The sequence below is a fragment of the Desmospora profundinema genome (genome assembly GCF_031454155.1).
In the GTDB taxonomy this organism is placed as follows: Bacteria; Bacillota; Bacilli; order Thermoactinomycetales; family DSM-45169; genus Desmospora; species Desmospora profundinema.
The window spans coordinates 175,744-191,519 of the sequence record NZ_JAVDQG010000006.1 but is presented as its reverse complement, the minus strand read 5'-3'; the positions used below and the strand labels follow the sequence as shown (position 1 = coordinate 191,519).

Genomic DNA, 15,776 nt, shown 5'->3' with positions numbered 1-15,776 from the left:
CTGCCTCATCCTACACTCATCCTTGTTTCGGCCGTTGGTCTTTGGGAACGTTCTTATAGACGTCTTCCATTTTATGAAAATCGTCCTTGATGATCGTATCCATCATGTTGTCTTTAGTGACCGCGATCGGATCCAGCAAAATGGAGGGCACATCGATTTTTCCATTGTTCACCTTGGAATCCGGTTTTGGCTCTTTCCCTTTCCCCATGTCGACAGCCACTTCCGCCACTTTTTCCGCCAAGAGATGAATCGGTTTGTACACCGTCATCGTCTGGGTTCCTTCCACCACACGCTGGCAGGCGGCCAACTCGGCGTCCTGTCCGGAAACCGGCACTTTTCCGGCCAGCCCCTGGGCATCCAAGGCACGAATGACCCCGCCGGCAGTCCCATCGTTGGCGGCCAGGACCGCATCGATTTCATTCTTATTGGCGGTCAGAGCGTTCTCCATATTCCGCAATGCCACCTCGGGTCTCCAATCTCTCGTCCACTGATCGTATACGATCTCGATGTCCCCTTTCTCCACCAGGGGTTTCAACACATTCATCTGCCCTTTTTTAAAGAGGTGGGCGTTATTATCCGTATCCGCCCCTTCGATCAAGGCGTACTTGCCTTTGGGAACTTCTTGGGTGATCGATTCCGCCTGCATCTCTCCCACCCGCTCATTATCAAAGGAAACATACAAGTCCACTTCGGCGTTCCGGATCAAGCGGTCGTAGGAGATGACGGGGATGTCCGCCTCATGAGCTTTGTCCACAATCGCCGCGGCGGCCTCCGCATTGTGCGGAACCACCACCAGCACATCCACCCCTTGGGTGATCAGGTTCTCCACCTGGGCCAGCTGGACGGCGTCATCACTGTTGGCTGCCTGCACGTTCACTTTGGCGCCCAATTCTTCCGCCTTTTTCACAAACAGGTCGCGGTCCCGCTGCCACCGCTCCTCTTCCAGCGTATCCATGGAAAATCCGATCACCACTTGATCGTCGGAACCGGAACCCGCCTGGTTCCCCGACCCGCAAGCAGTCGCAAACAGGCTGATAATGAGCATAATTGCCGTTAAAACAGTCCATCGTCGATGCCGTTTCATCGGTGTTCCCCCTTTGAACTTGAAATCGCTTTCAACAAAAAGGTATCACGATCCACAAGCTCTCCATCGTGTAAACGCCTTCATTCTTTTGAAAATTGCTTCATTTTTTTGTCCTGTCTGTAACAGGGATGGGATCCATCGATGGAAAAACGGACAGGTAGCACTTTTTTGCGGTCACCTATCCGATTTTGCACTTTTCCCTATTCTCTTGTTTACCGATGCAAATACCGGCTCGGAGGCACTCCCGTCACCTTTTTAAAGACCCGGCTGAAGTAATTGGGGTCGTGATACCCCACTTCATAGCAGATCTCCTTCAGACTCATCTCCCCGCTTTCAATCAGTTCTTTCGCTTGTTCAATCCGAACATGAGTCAAATAATCGATAAAGGTCATCCCGCATTCTTCTTTCAACAGCTTACTGAAATAATACGGATTCAGATTGACATGTTCGGCCACCGATTCCAATGTCAGATGATCGCGGTAATGCTCTCGCATATACGCTTTCGCCCGTTTCAACCGGTTTTGCAGTCGCCAGTGGCGTTGTTCCTGAACATGGTGAAACAGTTCCAATAGATACTGTCGACCCAGTTCCCGCAACTCTCCAATCGTAGAGGCGGGTTGCAGCCGTTCCCACCCTGTTCCGTCCGCAGAGGGGGCATGGGTTCCCCGATGCAGGACGATCAAGAGTTCCATCAAGCGGTTGCGGCAATCTGGCAAACGGCCTTTTGCATCGACGAGCACTTCCTGAAAGTAACATCCGTACCGGTGCAACAGTTGATCGATATCCCCCTCCCGGGCCGCTTCCATCACTTGTTTTTCCGCCTCCAGTAATGCCGCCCGATCCGATTCCACCTCTCTGGAGACATCCTCATACAGGGCGTACCCCGCCGGCAACGACGGGTTGCGTGAAGCCATCAGGGCTTCCAAATACGATTGACGCAATTCTTGCACCTGTGAGCGGCCTGTTCCCGCTCCGATGAACAGCTCTTGATCCACCGCTCGCCTCAACGCCTGCGTCAATTGCCGCACCACACTCAAAACCCGTGCTTTTGCCGAGGGTCCTCCAGCATCCAGCGGCTCTTTCCAAACGACCAACACCGGAATCTGCATCCCCGTCATCGGTCCCACAAAACAACGGGTATTCTCTTGCTTCACCCGGTCCTTGATCGTTTCATAGGTTTGACGAATCCCTTCCTTGGATTCTTCTCCTTCCATGTCGGACAGCAGGGAGATCACCAGGGAGAACCCGGCATTCATGCGAACCTGGAGCAGGCGGGACAGCTCTTCCCAACTGATATCACCGACGCGATCCAGCAGGAGGGATGCCACCAACTCCGCCTCCACCAGCGGCTGTACCCGCATCCATTTTTCTTTCAGATCCAGCTCCGCTTCCCGGCGGGATCGTTCCGATTGGATCTCTTGGATGACGCGTTCAACGGCTTCCACCACTTCCTCTTTGGACGCAGGCTTCAGGATATACTCCTTCACCCCCAGGCGCATCGCCTCGCGGGCATATTGAAAGTGGTCATATGCCGTGATCATGATAAAATGCGCATCCGGCAATTTCCGCCGGATTTCCCGGATCGCTTCGATTCCGTCAATACCGGGCATTTTGATGTCCATCATCACGATGTCCGGTTGTTTTTCTTCCGCCTGTCGGACGGCGATTCGTCCATTTTCCGCTTCTCCCACCACACAAACCCGATCGGAAAGAAGGCGTCCAAGCATGACGCGCATCGCTTCCCGTTCAATCGGTTCATCATCAGCAATCAGCAGTGAATACATGTTCAGCCACCTCCTTCACTCGCAACGGTATACGGAAGGGATAAACGAATCTGCGTCCCTTTTCCTGGTTCCGATTCGATCTGTACGATCTCCTCCCGGCCATAAAACAGGCGCAGACGCTTCAGCACGTTTTGCACCCCCAGCCCGGTGGAATGTCCGGATGTCTGGGTGCCTCCCTCCGACTCGGGATGCAACAGCCGTCGAACCGTGTCCGCATCCATCCCCTTCCCGTTATCCTCCACCTCCACCACCACATCGCTTTCGTCCCGATACACGCGTACACGGATGACCGCCCCGGCTTCACAATCCTCCACCCCATGGATAAAGGCGTTTTCCACCAACGGTTGGAGCGTAAGGACGGGTATCATATGGGGGAGACACGATTCCTCCACTTCGATGGACAAACCGACCCGCTCCCGAAAACGGGCCGTCTGAATCGCAAAATAATGCTGCACGTGCCCGGTTTCTTCCTTTAACGTAACAGGCCGGTCCATCCCCTTCAGGTTATAACGAAACATACGGGCCACCGATTCAATCAGGCCGCTAGCCTGCTCCGCACCTTCTAAATAGGCCTGCTTGGAAATCACATTTAAGGTATTAAACAAAAAGTGGGGCTGAATCTGGTTTTGTAACGTTTTCAGCTCCATCTCTTTCAACAGATTTTGAACCTCCAGATTTTGAACGCGTTGTTGTTGCAACGCTTTTTCCAGACTTGCCTTTTCCTTGATTTCCTGGATCAGCTCTTTTAACCGCTGCCGCATGCGATTAAAGGATTCAGCCAGATAAAAGATTTCATCCCGGCTCTTCACCCGGATGTCATCGCCGTCCAGATTACCCCGGGAAATCTGTTTGGCTTCCCGGGCCAACTGCTCGATCGGCCGGGTGATCCCGCCCGCAAACCCGTACGTAAACAATCCGGCCGTCAACAAAATGGAGATGAAAATGGCCGTACTCATCGACTGCAGATGCCGGTTTCGTTCCACCATATCCGCATAAAAAGGATAGTACTGGGTCAGCTCCCGGTCGATCAGATCTTGTGTCGTCTGGAGAATAAAGCGGGAGAGTTGAACGGCTTGTTCGTAATGATACGAGCTTTGGGCATCATCATTTAAGTTGGAATAATTGAAGGCCAAATCCGCTTCTTTCAAAAAGTTGCCGATCATATGGGAATAGCTTTTTAATCGAATATGATTGTCTTGATGTTCGATTTCCGGAACCAAGCGCTTCTGAAGTTGCCGCAGGTTCTCCCGGTTCGCTTGATACGAAGATTGATTTTCAGGGGATTTTTCCCCCAGATACGTATTCAGCCTTTGCAACACCTGATCCGTCTGTTGGGAAACATCGTTTAACAGCAGAAACCGGTTAAATTGGTGATTGTACTCTTCCACCGACTGTTGGCTGCTGTTATACAAAACATAGGCCACCCCATACAGCAACAAGATCATACAGAGAAAAAACATCCACAGTTTCGTTCGAAGACGTATCATCGCTTTTCCCCCTCACTTCCCTGAAGGGGTTGCGATGTCCGCCACTCAAAGGGAATGTACAGCTCGCGGCTGGGCTGCTTTCCTTTCAGGAGAGCCATCATCGATTCCACGGATCGATATCCGATCTCGTAAGGTTGTTGCACCACCACTCCGGTCAATTTCCCTTCTTCCACCAAGCGAAAGGTTTGCGGAAGATCACCGAAGCCCATGATCACCACTTCTCCCGTTTTTCCCCTCTCCTCCGCCACTTCCACCAAGCCAGGAGCATCCGGGGGACTGATGCCGAACAACCCCTTGACATCCGGATGCGTATTAAAGATCTTCGCGGCCTTTTCGGATGCCTGCCTTAAACTGGCGTTGGACTCTTCCACCGCCACGACCTGGATTCCGGGATACGAGCGGATGGCATCCTGGAACCCTTCCATCCGCTGGATCATATTGTTTTCTTCCTTGCTGCTGAGAATAATGCCGACTTTCCCTTCTTCCCCCATCGCCCGCACCATCTCCTGTCCCACCCGGTATCCGGCACGATAGTGATGGGTGCCGACATAAGCAAATCGTTTGCTATCCATCACATCGGAATCCACGGTAATCACCTGGATGCCTCGATCCAACGCATGGTTGATGGCGGGTGCAAACCCCTGATCCGTCAAACCTTGGGTAATGATGCCGTCCACCTGGGATGCCACGGCCATCTCAATTAAACTGACATGCTCTTTATAATTGGGTTGCACCGGTGACCGAAATTCGATCACGACATCATGACCTTCGGCGGCAGCCCGTGCTCCCCTCTCCATTTCCCTCCAAAAAGGGCTCCCCATCTCTTGCGAAATAAACACCAAATGGTGTTCCGGACGATGGTCCACCGGTTTTCTCTCAATCGGTTGATGGGCTTCCCGCGCCTTTCCCGCAAAATAGACAGATGTACCCAATGACAGCGCTAACATGAGGATCGTACATAACAACAATACTCTTTTAAACAATCGAATCCCCCCAACAACGCTCTCCCTGACCGGCAGGAATGGGAAGGTTTTCACCATTCTGTACATTTGATTATAGCGAAGTTACGAATCGATCCGTTCGGAAATATTATCCATAGAAAGGATTCATCCGGTTATATAAAAAATCCCTATCGGCAGGATAGGAATTTTTTAATGGTGGATGTTATGTAGCTGTGGATCGGAGAGTCACTCCCCGATGATTTTCTGCACCAGCTTCTTGACCGCCACCCGGCTCAGTTTCGTTTCACCGGCTTCGATGGCTCGCAGCGTTCCGTGGGCGAGGGTGAGGGGGATCTTGCAGAAGTCGAGAACCGGCTTGGATTGGATGCTGTCGGTGTAGGCGTCGGCCATCGCCAGGTTGCGCCGGGCGTATTGAAACATGTCTTCCGCCTGCCACCCGTCTGGGTAAAAGTCTACATCGCCGCGGGAGAGATCCTCCTCCCGATTCCGGATGATATTAACCGCCTGCAAACCGCGTCCGTATCCGACGGCCAAATCTTCATCCGCCTCGGTACCGTCATACCATTTCCACAGGTCGTTCAACAGCAACCCGACCAACCCGGCCACATAAAACGTGTAATCGTCCAGATCCTCTTCCGTGCGAACCTGCCACCCTTTTATTACCCAGCCGGCCATCCCCTCCGCCATCACCGCCGTGCGGCTGTACACCTCCGGTTGGACGGACTCGGGTGCAAGCTGAGCCCATTCCCCCATCCGCAAGGTGACTTCCGGCAGGAGCGATTGATACGGCTTGAGCGGCGCCACCAGCTCATCCGCTGTGAAAGGCTTTTGCAGAGTTTCGCTGATGGAACGAAGCAAGGTCACTTTGGCTTCAGACGGCAGCTGGGGGTGGTCTTCTATCTCATCGATTGCCCGCATGCAAAGATACGCCGACGTCACGGCTTCTTTCAAATCCGCAGGAAGGCGGGAGATGGGGATGAAAAAAGTCCGGCTGGTGGCGCGGAGCATGTCCATCGCGTCTCGATTGTACTCCATTGGTTTACTCATCCTGGGCGTAGCCTCCAAACGACGTTTTTTCCATTTTACCTTACATAGGCGAGTATGCCAAAATTCCGGGCGAAAGAAAACGATTCTTCAATCTCCGGCAAAAAACCCCCGCCTCTCCTTTCGGAAAAAGCGGGGATTCCATCACCGAAAGACCACCGTTTTATTCCCGTAAACCAGCACTTCGTCATGCAAGTGCCACTGTACCGCCCGGGCCAAAACCAGCCGCTCCACATCGCGTCCCATCCGTTTTAAGTCTTCCACCCCGCAGCGGTGGTCAACCCGTTCCACATTTTGCTCGATGATCGGCCCTTCGTCCAGATCCTCAGTCACATAGTGGGCAGTCGCCCCGATGATCTTCACCCCCCGCTCATACGCCTGTTTGTAAGGATTGGCTCCGATGAAGGCGGGTAAGAACGAGTGGTGGATATTGATCATCCGGTTTTGGTATTGCTCCACCATCGTCGACGGGATGATCTGCATATACCTGGCCAATACCACCAGGTCCACTCCCTCTTCCTCCAACAGCTGCAGATGCCTCTGCTCCGCCTCCAGCCGCGTCTCTCTGGTGCAGGGAACGTGATGATACGGAATGCCCAGCGGGGAGACCCACTTCTCCATATCGGGATGGTTGCTGACCACCATCGCGATGTCCGCGTTCAGCTCCCCGATTTGCCACCGCCACAACAGATCAACCAGACAGTGCTCCTCCTTGGATACAAAAATCGCCATCCGTTTTTTATGGCTCGGCCGGCTCATGCGCCAGGAAATGCGGAACCGTTCCGCCGTTTCCCCGAAGGCCTCTTCCAGTTCCGCAAAGCGCCTGTCCAAATCATCCATTTGGAACTCCACCCGCATAAAAAAATGGCCACCCTCCGGGTCCGTGGTATGCTGATCCGATCGAATGATATTGGCTCCCCAGTCGTACAAAAACCGCGACACCGTCGTTACAATCCCGGGCCGGTCCGGACAGGAGATCAAGAGCCTGCCTTCGTTGCTTTGTTCGTTGCCAGATGAAAGATGAGTCATCTATGATTTCCTCCCTTGTTAACAAACCTGGTACAGTCCGGTGCGGATACCTGCCGAATAGCTGGGATGAATGACATTCAGAAAAAGGCGCACCAAAACAAATCATACAGGCCTCGCTCTATTTTAAGCTCCATCCCTCCGTTCGCCAAGAGGGGTTTGCATGACGATTTTCTGGCAATCATTTATATCATAATTTTTAGAATATAAAATAAACATATTTCAAATGTGAAGGGAGGGAAAATCCGCCATGTTTGTGCAACGTTGCGGCGTATCGGTGGCCATTACGCTCCTGTTTGCATGGATGATCACGACTTCTTCGGCAAATGCCTCCTCATCCAACGATCATCCATTCCATTCATCCCCGGAAGCCGCGGTTCGGGAGAAAAAGATCAAACCAAGCGTGACCATCCAACCCGCTGCCGATTCCAGACAGAATTCGTACCCGATCATTTTGGTCCACGGCTTGGGGGGATTTGATCAGCTTTACTCCTTAAAGTACTGGGGAGGATTAAACGACATCAAACAAGACCTGACGAAACGGGGCTACGACGTTTACGTCGCCGATATTGGAACCGTTTCCAGCAACTGGGACCGAGCAGTGGAACTGTACGCCCAGATTAAGGGGGGACGCGTCGATTACGGAAAAGTCCATGCGGAAACACACGGACACGCCCGCTACGGTAGAACCTATTCCGGTCTGTATCCCGAATGGGGAGAAGTGGATGAAGAGACGGGAAAGGTGAAGAAGGTTCATCTAATTGGTCACAGTATGGGCGGACAGACGATCCGGGTTCTGACGCAGCTGTTGCAAAACGGGGACAAAAATGAAAGCGCTTCCACAGACTCCGAAACGCTCTCCCCCTTATTTAATGGGGAGAAAAAACCCTGGGTTGCCAGTGTGATGACCATTTCCACCCCCCATGACGGTTCGACACTGACTTATCATGTTCAGGATGTATTCCCGAAAATCCAACAGTTGATCGCCGCTTTTGCCGCAGTCGCAGGGAATCGAGAAATCATGGATTACGATTTTAAATTGGACCAATGGGGTTTAAAGCGATTGCCGGGTGAATCGTTTGATGCCTATATGAAACGCGTCTGTGAAAGTAAGATATGGGAAAAAAACAAGGATACCAGTGAATGGGATCTCAGCCTGCCGGGTGCGATGGAACTAAACCGATGGGTTCAGGCTCAACCGGATGTCTTTTATTTTTCTGTCAGTAATGAGCAAACCTATCGCAGCATCTTGACGGGTCATGAACTTCCGGAACCGCTGATGAATCCGGCGTTTTATTCCTTCTCCATCTACATGGGACGGCATACCCGCAAGACGGATGATTTCGTGGTGGACCGTCGATGGTTTAAAAACGACGGGATGGTGAATACCCGTTCGATGGACGGTCCTTCACTGGGATCGACAGATCTTATCGTCTTCTATGAGGGGCAACCAGAAAGGGGGAAATGGAACCATCTCGGCATGATGCGGTCTTATGACCACCTCGACGTAATCGGATGGGGAGTGCGGGACTTACGCCCCTGGTATCGGGAACTGGCCGCCCTGCTCGCTTCCCTCCCCGAATAACCCGAACCGATGACGGGACGGCATTCGTCACTTGACGGATCAACCACTTTTGCGGGAGTGGTTTGTTGCAGGAATCAAAAGGAGTGATGCTGAATTGTACAGGTGAAATGGGGAAGCTCGCCCCTTATCAGAAAGGTACCGGGTGTTCCCCGGTGGGTATCTAATCCAAGCCCTGTGAGGGCCTGTCTCGTCATTTAATTTTCCGTAGGTAGAGGGAAGGGTCGGTATGGTGTTTGGTTCGCCTTTCACTCACAGAACACCAGTCTCACCTGGGTCACTTTGTTCCCCGATCTGGCTATGCGCTTTGCAACAAAACAAAGACAGCCATACCGACCCGGGATCTCGCCCTGCCGATTCACACACACCCTAATCGAGGTGAAAACCCATGTCGATCCTGGATTTAGACGCCACCGCAGTCGCAGAAAAAATCCGCAAACAAGAACTCTCCTCCCTGGAAGCCACCGATACCTACATCGCCCATCTGAAAAAGATTCAGCCCGCCATCCGCTGTCTGGTGGAGGACCGGTTTGAGCAAGCGCGGGAGGAAGCCAGACAGGCCGATGAAGAACAGAAGCGCGGCACCGTCCAAGGCCGGCTGTTCGGCGTCCCCATCAGCATTAAGGAGTCCTTTGATGTGGCGGGGATGCGGACCACCGGCGGTCTTGTCCATCGAAAAGACCATCTCGCCGATCAGGATGCGACACTTGTCGCTTCTCTTCGAAAAGAAGGAGCCATCGTCCTGGGAAAAACCAATACCCCCACCCTTTGCTTCTGTCAGGAGACGGAAAACAAGTTGTACGGACGGACAAACAACCCGTGGGATGTTAGCCGCACGGCGGGAGGATCCAGCGGCGGCGAGGGAGCCCTGATCGCTGCCGGAGGCGCAGCGGTGGGAGTGGGCTCCGATGTGGGCGGCTCCATCCGCTTTCCCTCCCATTTCAACGGAGTCATCGGATTTAAAAGCGGCCGTGGACAAGTTCCGCAAGCTGGCTCCTTCCCTCCGATTCGGATCCCTTTGCAGGAGCGGATGCTCGGGATGGGAGCCATGGCCAAATCGGTCCGGGATGCGCGTCTTATCCATTCCATCATCGCTGAATCTTCTCCCCCCGCCACTTCCCTGGAGTCGTGCGACATCGTGTTTCCCCTGCAAAACCAGCCCTATCCGCTGCAACAGGAAACGAAAACTTTGTTGAACCAGGTGTATCAATCATTGTCCCGCCGTTTTTCCGTGACAGATGAGGAGCCGCCCTATTATCGGGAGTCGGCACAGCTGTGGCAATGGATGATGTCTATCGACGGGGCACGGGATACGGCCGCTATCGCCTTTGGCGACCGCCCGATCCGGCCCATGGGGGAGTTCTTTAAGGAGAGACTATGGAAAAAATCGGACTTGCACCGGTATCTCTTATGGTCCTTAATCGGAGCCAACACGTTTAAACCCAGCAAAAAACAAGTGGCGGCCATCCAGCAGACCATCGACGCAGGCGATCAGGAACTGAACTCCTATCTCGCCGACCGGTTGTTGATCCTGCCCGTTTACCATCGGACGGCACCGCCCCATGGCGAAGTGTACCGGGAGCTTTTCTCCATTCGTAAAACCTTTAAGATCTATCAGCCCTTTGTCGCCTACGCCAATGTGTGGGGCTTACCCGCACTGGTCATCCCCGTAGGGGAAGGAGAGGACGGCCTCCCGGTAGCCATCCAGGTAATCGGCGGGATCGAAAAGGAAGAGGCGATCTTTCAATTGGGAGAGTGGCTGGAACAAGAATTTCGTGGATATGTCCGAGCGGAACTATAATACTTCATTTAAAATGTTGTGCAAAGAGAACCCTCCGTTTTGGAGGGTTCTCCTCATCTACAACCGTATTCGTGGCTGTTGGGAACATAGGAATGTTAAAAATAGGCTACTATACCAGTCACAAAAGTACAGTTCCAACATAACATGCATAGAAAAATTAAACGGGAGGTAAAGTAATGTACTTTGATCCTTACCAACAAAATTTTCATTCATTTTATCCCGCACAGTTGCAACAACAAGACTTATCCAGAATCGTTTTTGCTCATGACAGACGGATCTTCAGTTTAGAAAAAAGGGTCAATCATCTGGAAAGAATGATATTAAGACGAAAATCCTTTGAAGATTGATTCATTCCGATCGATCCTTTAGCCCATATGGACCAACAAAACCGGCTTCCACAGCCGGTTTTGTTTGATTTAATTTTTCCAAGCGCGTTCTTAGTAGTAGTAGGGGCACTGGACATTTTCTATAATTAACCACCGTTGGCGGGGATGACTCTTTTACCAATCCCCATCGCTTAATTTGCAGGAAAGGACATAGACATCTTCATTTTCTTTGATTAGTGTTTCCAGGTCTTCGATCGGCAGCGCCCGAACCCCCTTTTCATTTTCATTTTTGTTTTGTACAAAAGCCCCAACCGCCAAATATTGATCATCAGATAAGCGCTTCTCTTTACCAAGGGAAGATGTGAATCTAGCTATTCCTTCATCTGGTTCCTGATCTTCCACCATGGTGATGTTCCCACTTTGACTGGACCCATGATCAGCTATATACCATTGACGAAGGTCTTGATCTTCCGTGAAAAACTCTCGCAAACCAAAAGAAATCCAAATTTCGTCGTCCACGTATTCACTTGATGACTCGCCAAATGTGTCTTTGATCTTCCCGTTTTGATAATGGTCTATTTTCTTATCCATTTTGATGTTTCCAGGAGTGATCTGGTAAACCAAAACATCGGTTGAGGAAGTAGCCACTAAATTTATCGCTTGTTCTTCACGATCCGTCCACTCATATGGAGAAATCGTCACTTCTTTCCCCTCATCCGGATCAACCGGATGACTACAGCCGACCATTCCGATCAATCCGAATACAACCAGTATACATAATCTCGTTTTCATTAAAGCCCCTCCACTTTTAGAAATAGCAAAATAGAACCCCGTTCATCGATTCGATTTGCAACCAATGATTGAAATGCTACCCAATTATAGTAATAGAAAGCGATTCTATATTCCAGCCTTTTACTTACCCATCGACAAAAAATACCGCCCCTGATTAGAAACGGTATGTTTCACTATCCACATACCCCGTCTTGTTATCCTTTATAATGAACGTAAAAAGACTCATCATGAGGAGAAATATGTTTATGTTGAACCAAACGAGCCATCGTCCGTGGGAACTGCCAACACAGCCATGGGTCATGTCTCAGACATGGGGAAAAGCATTGTTTAGTCATTGGTCTGTTTCTATCAACCAGATCCGCGATCTGGTTCCACCCTGTTTGGAGATCGATACGTTTGACAATCAAGGATGGATTAGCATTGTTCCATTTGAAATGTCCGACATCCGATTGCGCCGGCTGCCCGTGATCCCATATGCAAACCGCTTTCCTGAACTGAACGTAAGGACTTATGTGATCCACCGAGGCAAACCGGGCGTATTTTTCTTCAGTTGTGATGCAGCCCACCGTTTGGCTGTTGCCTTTGCACGTTCCGCTTACCATTTACCCTATCTAAATGCTCAAATGAGCTTGATACAGAGGGGAGAGGAGATTGAGTTCACAAGTAAACGTACACACCCGAATACTCCGGTTGCTGAATTTCATTGCCTGTATCGTCCCGTTTCTGATGTGTTTTATGCGCAGAAAAACACATTGGAACACTGGTTGATGGAAAGATATTGCTTGTATACGACCCACCAAAAAAAATTATACCGAACTGATATTCACCATCTGCCATGGTCGCTTCAGCATGCAGAAGCTGAATTTAGACAAAACACGGCAGCGGAAGCATGTAAGATTTCCATTCCAAAGGGTCAAAAACCATTGCTGCATTACGCGAAAGGATTAAAAGTGCTAGCTTGGCCACGTTTCCTGCAATCCACTTAGGGGATCATCTGTTCTTGTTATGCGTTTTATTTCGTTCCATAGAATAACCATTGATTGAATTTTTGGTTTTATTTTTTATTTGTAAAGCCTCTTGCTAGATCGATGAAAGCACTTGACAACACGATTGCCTTGGGAGTAAATTAAATTCAACTTTCATCAGACGCTTTCAAAGCGCCATTCATTCGCTGAATCCGTAAGGAGCGGGGGACCCGACTTTTTTTGGGGTGAATCCTGTTTGCACAGGTAGGGCGAACTCTCCACCAGCCCGAATCCGTCAGCTAACCTCGTAAGCGTTTCGGAGAGGAGTGGTGGTTTCTTTTGCATGGCTTTCAACCGGCCATCGAAGTGACCCACTTCGGTGGCTTTTTCTATGAAGGCGTTCCTCCTTGAATCTTCTAATCCAGTGAGAAGTACACATCAGGGAGTAAAATCTATTGGTTGCGGGGCAAAATGCAAAAAAGGAAAGAATAGTAGACACTTTGAATGCGGCAAAGGAGAATGGGCATGAACAAACAATTTGCGGTCATTGGACTCGGACGATTCGGCGGCAGTGTCGCCAAGACCCTTCACGACATGGGATATGAAGTAATGGCGATCGACAAGGATCCCCATCAAGTCCAGGATTTTTCACAAATCGTCACCCACGCAGTGGAAGCGGATTCCACCGATGAAAATGCGTTAAAGGCCCTTGGGGTCCGTAATTTCGATGTCGTGGTCGTTTCCATCGGGGAGGACATTCAATCCAGTATTATGACTACGCTGATCCTCCAGGAGTTGGGTGTAAAAAAAGTAGTGGTAAAAGCACGGAACGACCTCCACGGAAAAGTCCTCTACAAAATTGGAGCCCACAAAGTGATTTATCCAGAGCGTGATATGGGGGTACGGGTCGTTCACAACCTCATCTCTCCCAACATCCTCGACTACATCGAGCTGGCAGATGATTATAGTATCATCGAAATTAGTGCCGGAGACTTTTTCGCAGGGAAAACATTGGAAGAATTAAACATTCGGGCTCAATTTGGCTGCAATGTGATGGCGATTAAAAGCGGTCCCCACATCAATATCGCTCCTTTAGCGGACGATACCATCCATGAGGGGGACATCCTCGTCGTGATCGGTCATAACAATGACCTAAAGAAGCTGGAGGAAAAAGCATAAGCACGGTGCACTATGAAATACCAAAGACGTGAAGCCCACCTATAAAGAAATCAGGCGATTATCTATTTCCAGTTTATGGGTGAATTTCTTAAGAAAACATGGATGAGAATAGCCAGACCACAGAATTGCTTAATCCAATCAAAGGGGGGGGGTGAGGTCTAGTGTCCAGATTTGATGATGCATTTCAAAAGATCACGGCTGCTCAGGCGCTTGTATTGGGTTTTGCCATCTTGATCCTTATCGGAACAGGGCTGTTATCTCTCCCTATCGCAACAGAAACCGGAGAACCTCTCCCTGTTCTCGATGCCCTGTTTACAGCCACGTCTGCCGTTTGTGTGACGGGTCTGGTCGTGGTGGATACAGGATCCACCTTTAGTACATTTGGCGAAAGTGTCATCATGGCTTTAATCCAAGTGGGCGGACTCGGTTTCATGACCTTCGGCGTCCTGTTCGCTCTTTTACTCGGTAAAAAGATAGGTATCAAAGAACGGTTAATTATCCAACAATCCTTCCATCAGATTAAACTGCAGGGGCTGGTGAAACTCGTCTTACTTGTCCTTGCCATCACCCTCATTATCGAGAGTGTCGGCTTTACCCTGTTAGCCATTCGTTGGATTCCCGAATGGGGATGGGGAGAGGGGCTTTACCTTGCTTTGTTTCACACCATCTCCGCCTTTAACAATGCAGGGTTCGATTTATTTGGTGACAGTCTGATCGGATACGTGGGGGATCCGATCGTCAACCTCACCATCACGAGCCTGTTCATCTTAGGAGGAATCGGGTTCGTGGTAATCGCGGAAGTCCTTCAATATCGATCCACCAAACGCCTCAGCCTTCATACGAAACTGGTTTTGTCGGTAACCGGTGGGTTAATCGTACTGGGGACACTCACAATCTTGGCGATCGAATGGACAAACCCAGAAACATTAGCGGCCATGCCTTTGGAAACAAAGTTGCTCGCTTCGTTTTTTCAAGGTGTTACGCCGCGAACCGCAGGGTTTAGCACGCTAGACATCGCCGACATGTATCCCGCCACTCAGTTTTTTATCATCCTGTTGATGTTTATCGGAGCTTCTCCCAGCTCCACTGGTGGTGGGATTAAGACAACCACTTTTATTATTGTGCTCTTAGCCGTGTGGGCCATGGTACGGGGCAAATCCGATGTGGTTTCATTTAAGAGGAGAGTCCCTCATGATCAAGTCTACCGGGCGTTGGCGGTCCTAGTAGTTGCCCTATCGTTAATCATGATCGTCACCATTTTTTTGACGATGACCGAACATACCGATCTAATGACCTCGCTATTTGAAACAGTATCTGCCGCCGGCACCGTCGGCTTATCCTTAGGTCTTACATCGGAACTCACCCCCTTAGGCAAACTGCTGATCACCATTACCATGTTCGCGGGACGGTTAGGTCCCATGACGCTCGCCTTTGCGATTGCTCGGCGAATAGAGAAAGAGAATATCCGCTATCCAGAAGAAAAGCCGTTGATCGGGTAGAACAAAGCCGGGCGAGGTTGAACTCCGCCCGGTTTTTCGGTTCTTATTCATGAGAATTGCCGACAGGAGACTCGCCCATTCATTGGCGTAGAGGAATGGTGGCGTTGCTCGGTATCCCCCTTGTGGGGATGCTTCAAGCAACAATCTTTTCTCCTTTCTAACGTAGGATTCTTGGCAAATTTGTCGAATTAAATAAACATAGCCGAAACCCGAATGGGACTGATCGCGAGCAAAGAGAAAACCGT

The 15,776-nt window shown here is 50.6% G+C and carries 12 protein-coding genes and 1 riboswitch; of the genes, 5 read left to right on the top strand and 7 right to left on the bottom strand.

Annotated elements, in window-relative coordinates; all coding sequences use genetic code 11:
- Positions 1 to 16: 16 nt before the first annotated feature.
- From xylF to purU, 6 genes are all read right to left on the bottom strand, one after another.
- The gene (gene xylF / locus JOE21_RS13835; RefSeq protein WP_309867342.1) at positions 17 to 1,084 is read right to left on the bottom strand and encodes a D-xylose ABC transporter substrate-binding protein; all 1,068 of its coding nucleotides are present in this window, start codon (positions 1,082 to 1,084) and stop codon (positions 17 to 19) included.
- Between the two features lie 212 nt (positions 1,085 to 1,296).
- Positions 1,297 to 2,868, bottom strand: a complete 1,572-nt coding sequence (locus JOE21_RS13830) for a response regulator (protein ID WP_309867338.1) — start codon at positions 2,866 to 2,868, stop codon at positions 1,297 to 1,299.
- 2 nt (positions 2,869 to 2,870) lie between these two features.
- The gene (locus JOE21_RS13825) at positions 2,871 to 4,355 is read right to left on the bottom strand and encodes a sensor histidine kinase (protein ID WP_309867335.1); all 1,485 of its coding nucleotides are present in this window, start codon (positions 4,353 to 4,355) and stop codon (positions 2,871 to 2,873) included.
- Positions 4,352 to 5,338, bottom strand: a complete 987-nt coding sequence (locus JOE21_RS13820) for a sugar-binding protein (protein ID WP_309867332.1) — start codon at positions 5,336 to 5,338, stop codon at positions 4,352 to 4,354. Before JOE21_RS13820 ends, JOE21_RS13825 begins: the two co-directional genes overlap by 4 nt.
- A 204-nt stretch (positions 5,339 to 5,542) precedes the next feature.
- Positions 5,543 to 6,364 (bottom strand): squalene/phytoene synthase family protein, encoded by an 822-nt coding sequence (locus tag JOE21_RS13815; RefSeq protein WP_309867330.1) that lies wholly within the window; start codon positions 6,362 to 6,364, stop codon positions 5,543 to 5,545.
- Positions 6,365 to 6,505: 141 nt separating this feature from the next.
- Positions 6,506 to 7,390 (bottom strand): formyltetrahydrofolate deformylase, encoded by an 885-nt coding sequence (purU, locus tag JOE21_RS13810; protein ID WP_309867327.1) that lies wholly within the window; start codon positions 7,388 to 7,390, stop codon positions 6,506 to 6,508.
- Positions 7,391 to 7,637: 247 nt separating this feature from the next.
- Here purU and JOE21_RS13805 point away from each other — a divergent pair, with 247 nt between their 5' ends.
- Positions 7,638 to 8,972 carry an esterase/lipase family protein gene (locus tag JOE21_RS13805; RefSeq protein WP_309867325.1) on the top strand — a complete coding sequence of 445 codons (1,335 nt, stop codon included), beginning with the start codon at positions 7,638 to 7,640 and terminating at the stop codon, positions 8,970 to 8,972.
- A gap of 385 nt (positions 8,973 to 9,357) precedes the next feature.
- Complete coding sequence (locus JOE21_RS13800; protein WP_309867322.1) at positions 9,358 to 10,770, top strand: amidase; 1,413 nt, start codon at positions 9,358 to 9,360, stop codon at positions 10,768 to 10,770.
- Positions 10,771 to 11,270: 500 nt separating this feature from the next.
- Here the strand turns inward: JOE21_RS13800 and JOE21_RS13795 are convergent, their stop codons facing one another.
- Positions 11,271 to 11,888, bottom strand: a complete 618-nt coding sequence (locus JOE21_RS13795) for a YgaN family protein (protein WP_309867319.1) — start codon at positions 11,886 to 11,888, stop codon at positions 11,271 to 11,273.
- 245 nt (positions 11,889 to 12,133) lie between these two features.
- Between JOE21_RS13795 and JOE21_RS13790 the strand changes: the two genes are divergently transcribed.
- The 3 genes from JOE21_RS13790 (at position 12,134) to JOE21_RS13780 (ending at position 15,531) form a co-directional block, all read left to right on the top strand.
- Positions 12,134 to 12,874, top strand: coding sequence for a YqjF family protein (locus JOE21_RS13790; protein WP_309867316.1), 741 nt, complete (start codon positions 12,134 to 12,136; stop codon positions 12,872 to 12,874).
- A 173-nt stretch (positions 12,875 to 13,047) separates the two neighbouring features.
- Positions 13,048 to 13,182, top strand: a riboswitch (cyclic di-AMP (ydaO/yuaA leader).
- 196 nt (positions 13,183 to 13,378) lie between these two features.
- On the top strand, positions 13,379 to 14,032 hold the full coding sequence (locus JOE21_RS13785; protein ID WP_309867313.1) for a potassium channel family protein: 654 nt from the start codon (positions 13,379 to 13,381) through the stop codon (positions 14,030 to 14,032).
- A gap of 161 nt (positions 14,033 to 14,193) precedes the next feature.
- Positions 14,194 to 15,531, top strand: a complete 1,338-nt coding sequence (locus JOE21_RS13780; RefSeq protein WP_309867311.1) for a TrkH family potassium uptake protein — start codon at positions 14,194 to 14,196, stop codon at positions 15,529 to 15,531.
- The last annotated feature ends 245 nt before the right edge of the window (positions 15,532 to 15,776 follow it).

Bases quoted from the DNA above. Each gene is read 5' to 3' on its own strand.
- JOE21_RS13800 (WP_309867322.1), top strand. From the start codon at position 9,358: ATGTCGATCCTGGATTTAGACGCCACCGCAGTCGCAGAAAAAATCCGC.
- JOE21_RS13815 (WP_309867330.1), bottom strand. From the start codon at position 6,364: ATGAGTAAACCAATGGAGTACAATCGAGACGCGATGGACATGCTCCGC.
- JOE21_RS13825 (WP_309867335.1), bottom strand. From the start codon at position 4,355: ATGATACGTCTTCGAACGAAACTGTGGATGTTTTTTCTCTGTATGATC.
- JOE21_RS13785 (WP_309867313.1), top strand. From the start codon at position 13,379: ATGAACAAACAATTTGCGGTCATTGGACTCGGACGATTCGGCGGCAGT.
- JOE21_RS13805 (WP_309867325.1), top strand. From the start codon at position 7,638: ATGTTTGTGCAACGTTGCGGCGTATCGGTGGCCATTACGCTCCTGTTT.
- JOE21_RS13795 (WP_309867319.1), bottom strand. From the start codon at position 11,888: ATGAAAACGAGATTATGTATACTGGTTGTATTCGGATTGATCGGAATG.
- JOE21_RS13830 (WP_309867338.1), bottom strand. From the start codon at position 2,868: ATGTATTCACTGCTGATTGCTGATGATGAACCGATTGAACGGGAAGCG.
- JOE21_RS13790 (WP_309867316.1), top strand. From the start codon at position 12,134: ATGTTGAACCAAACGAGCCATCGTCCGTGGGAACTGCCAACACAGCCA.
- xylF (WP_309867342.1), bottom strand. From the start codon at position 1,084: ATGAAACGGCATCGACGATGGACTGTTTTAACGGCAATTATGCTCATT.
- purU (WP_309867327.1), bottom strand. From the start codon at position 7,390: ATGACTCATCTTTCATCTGGCAACGAACAAAGCAACGAAGGCAGGCTC.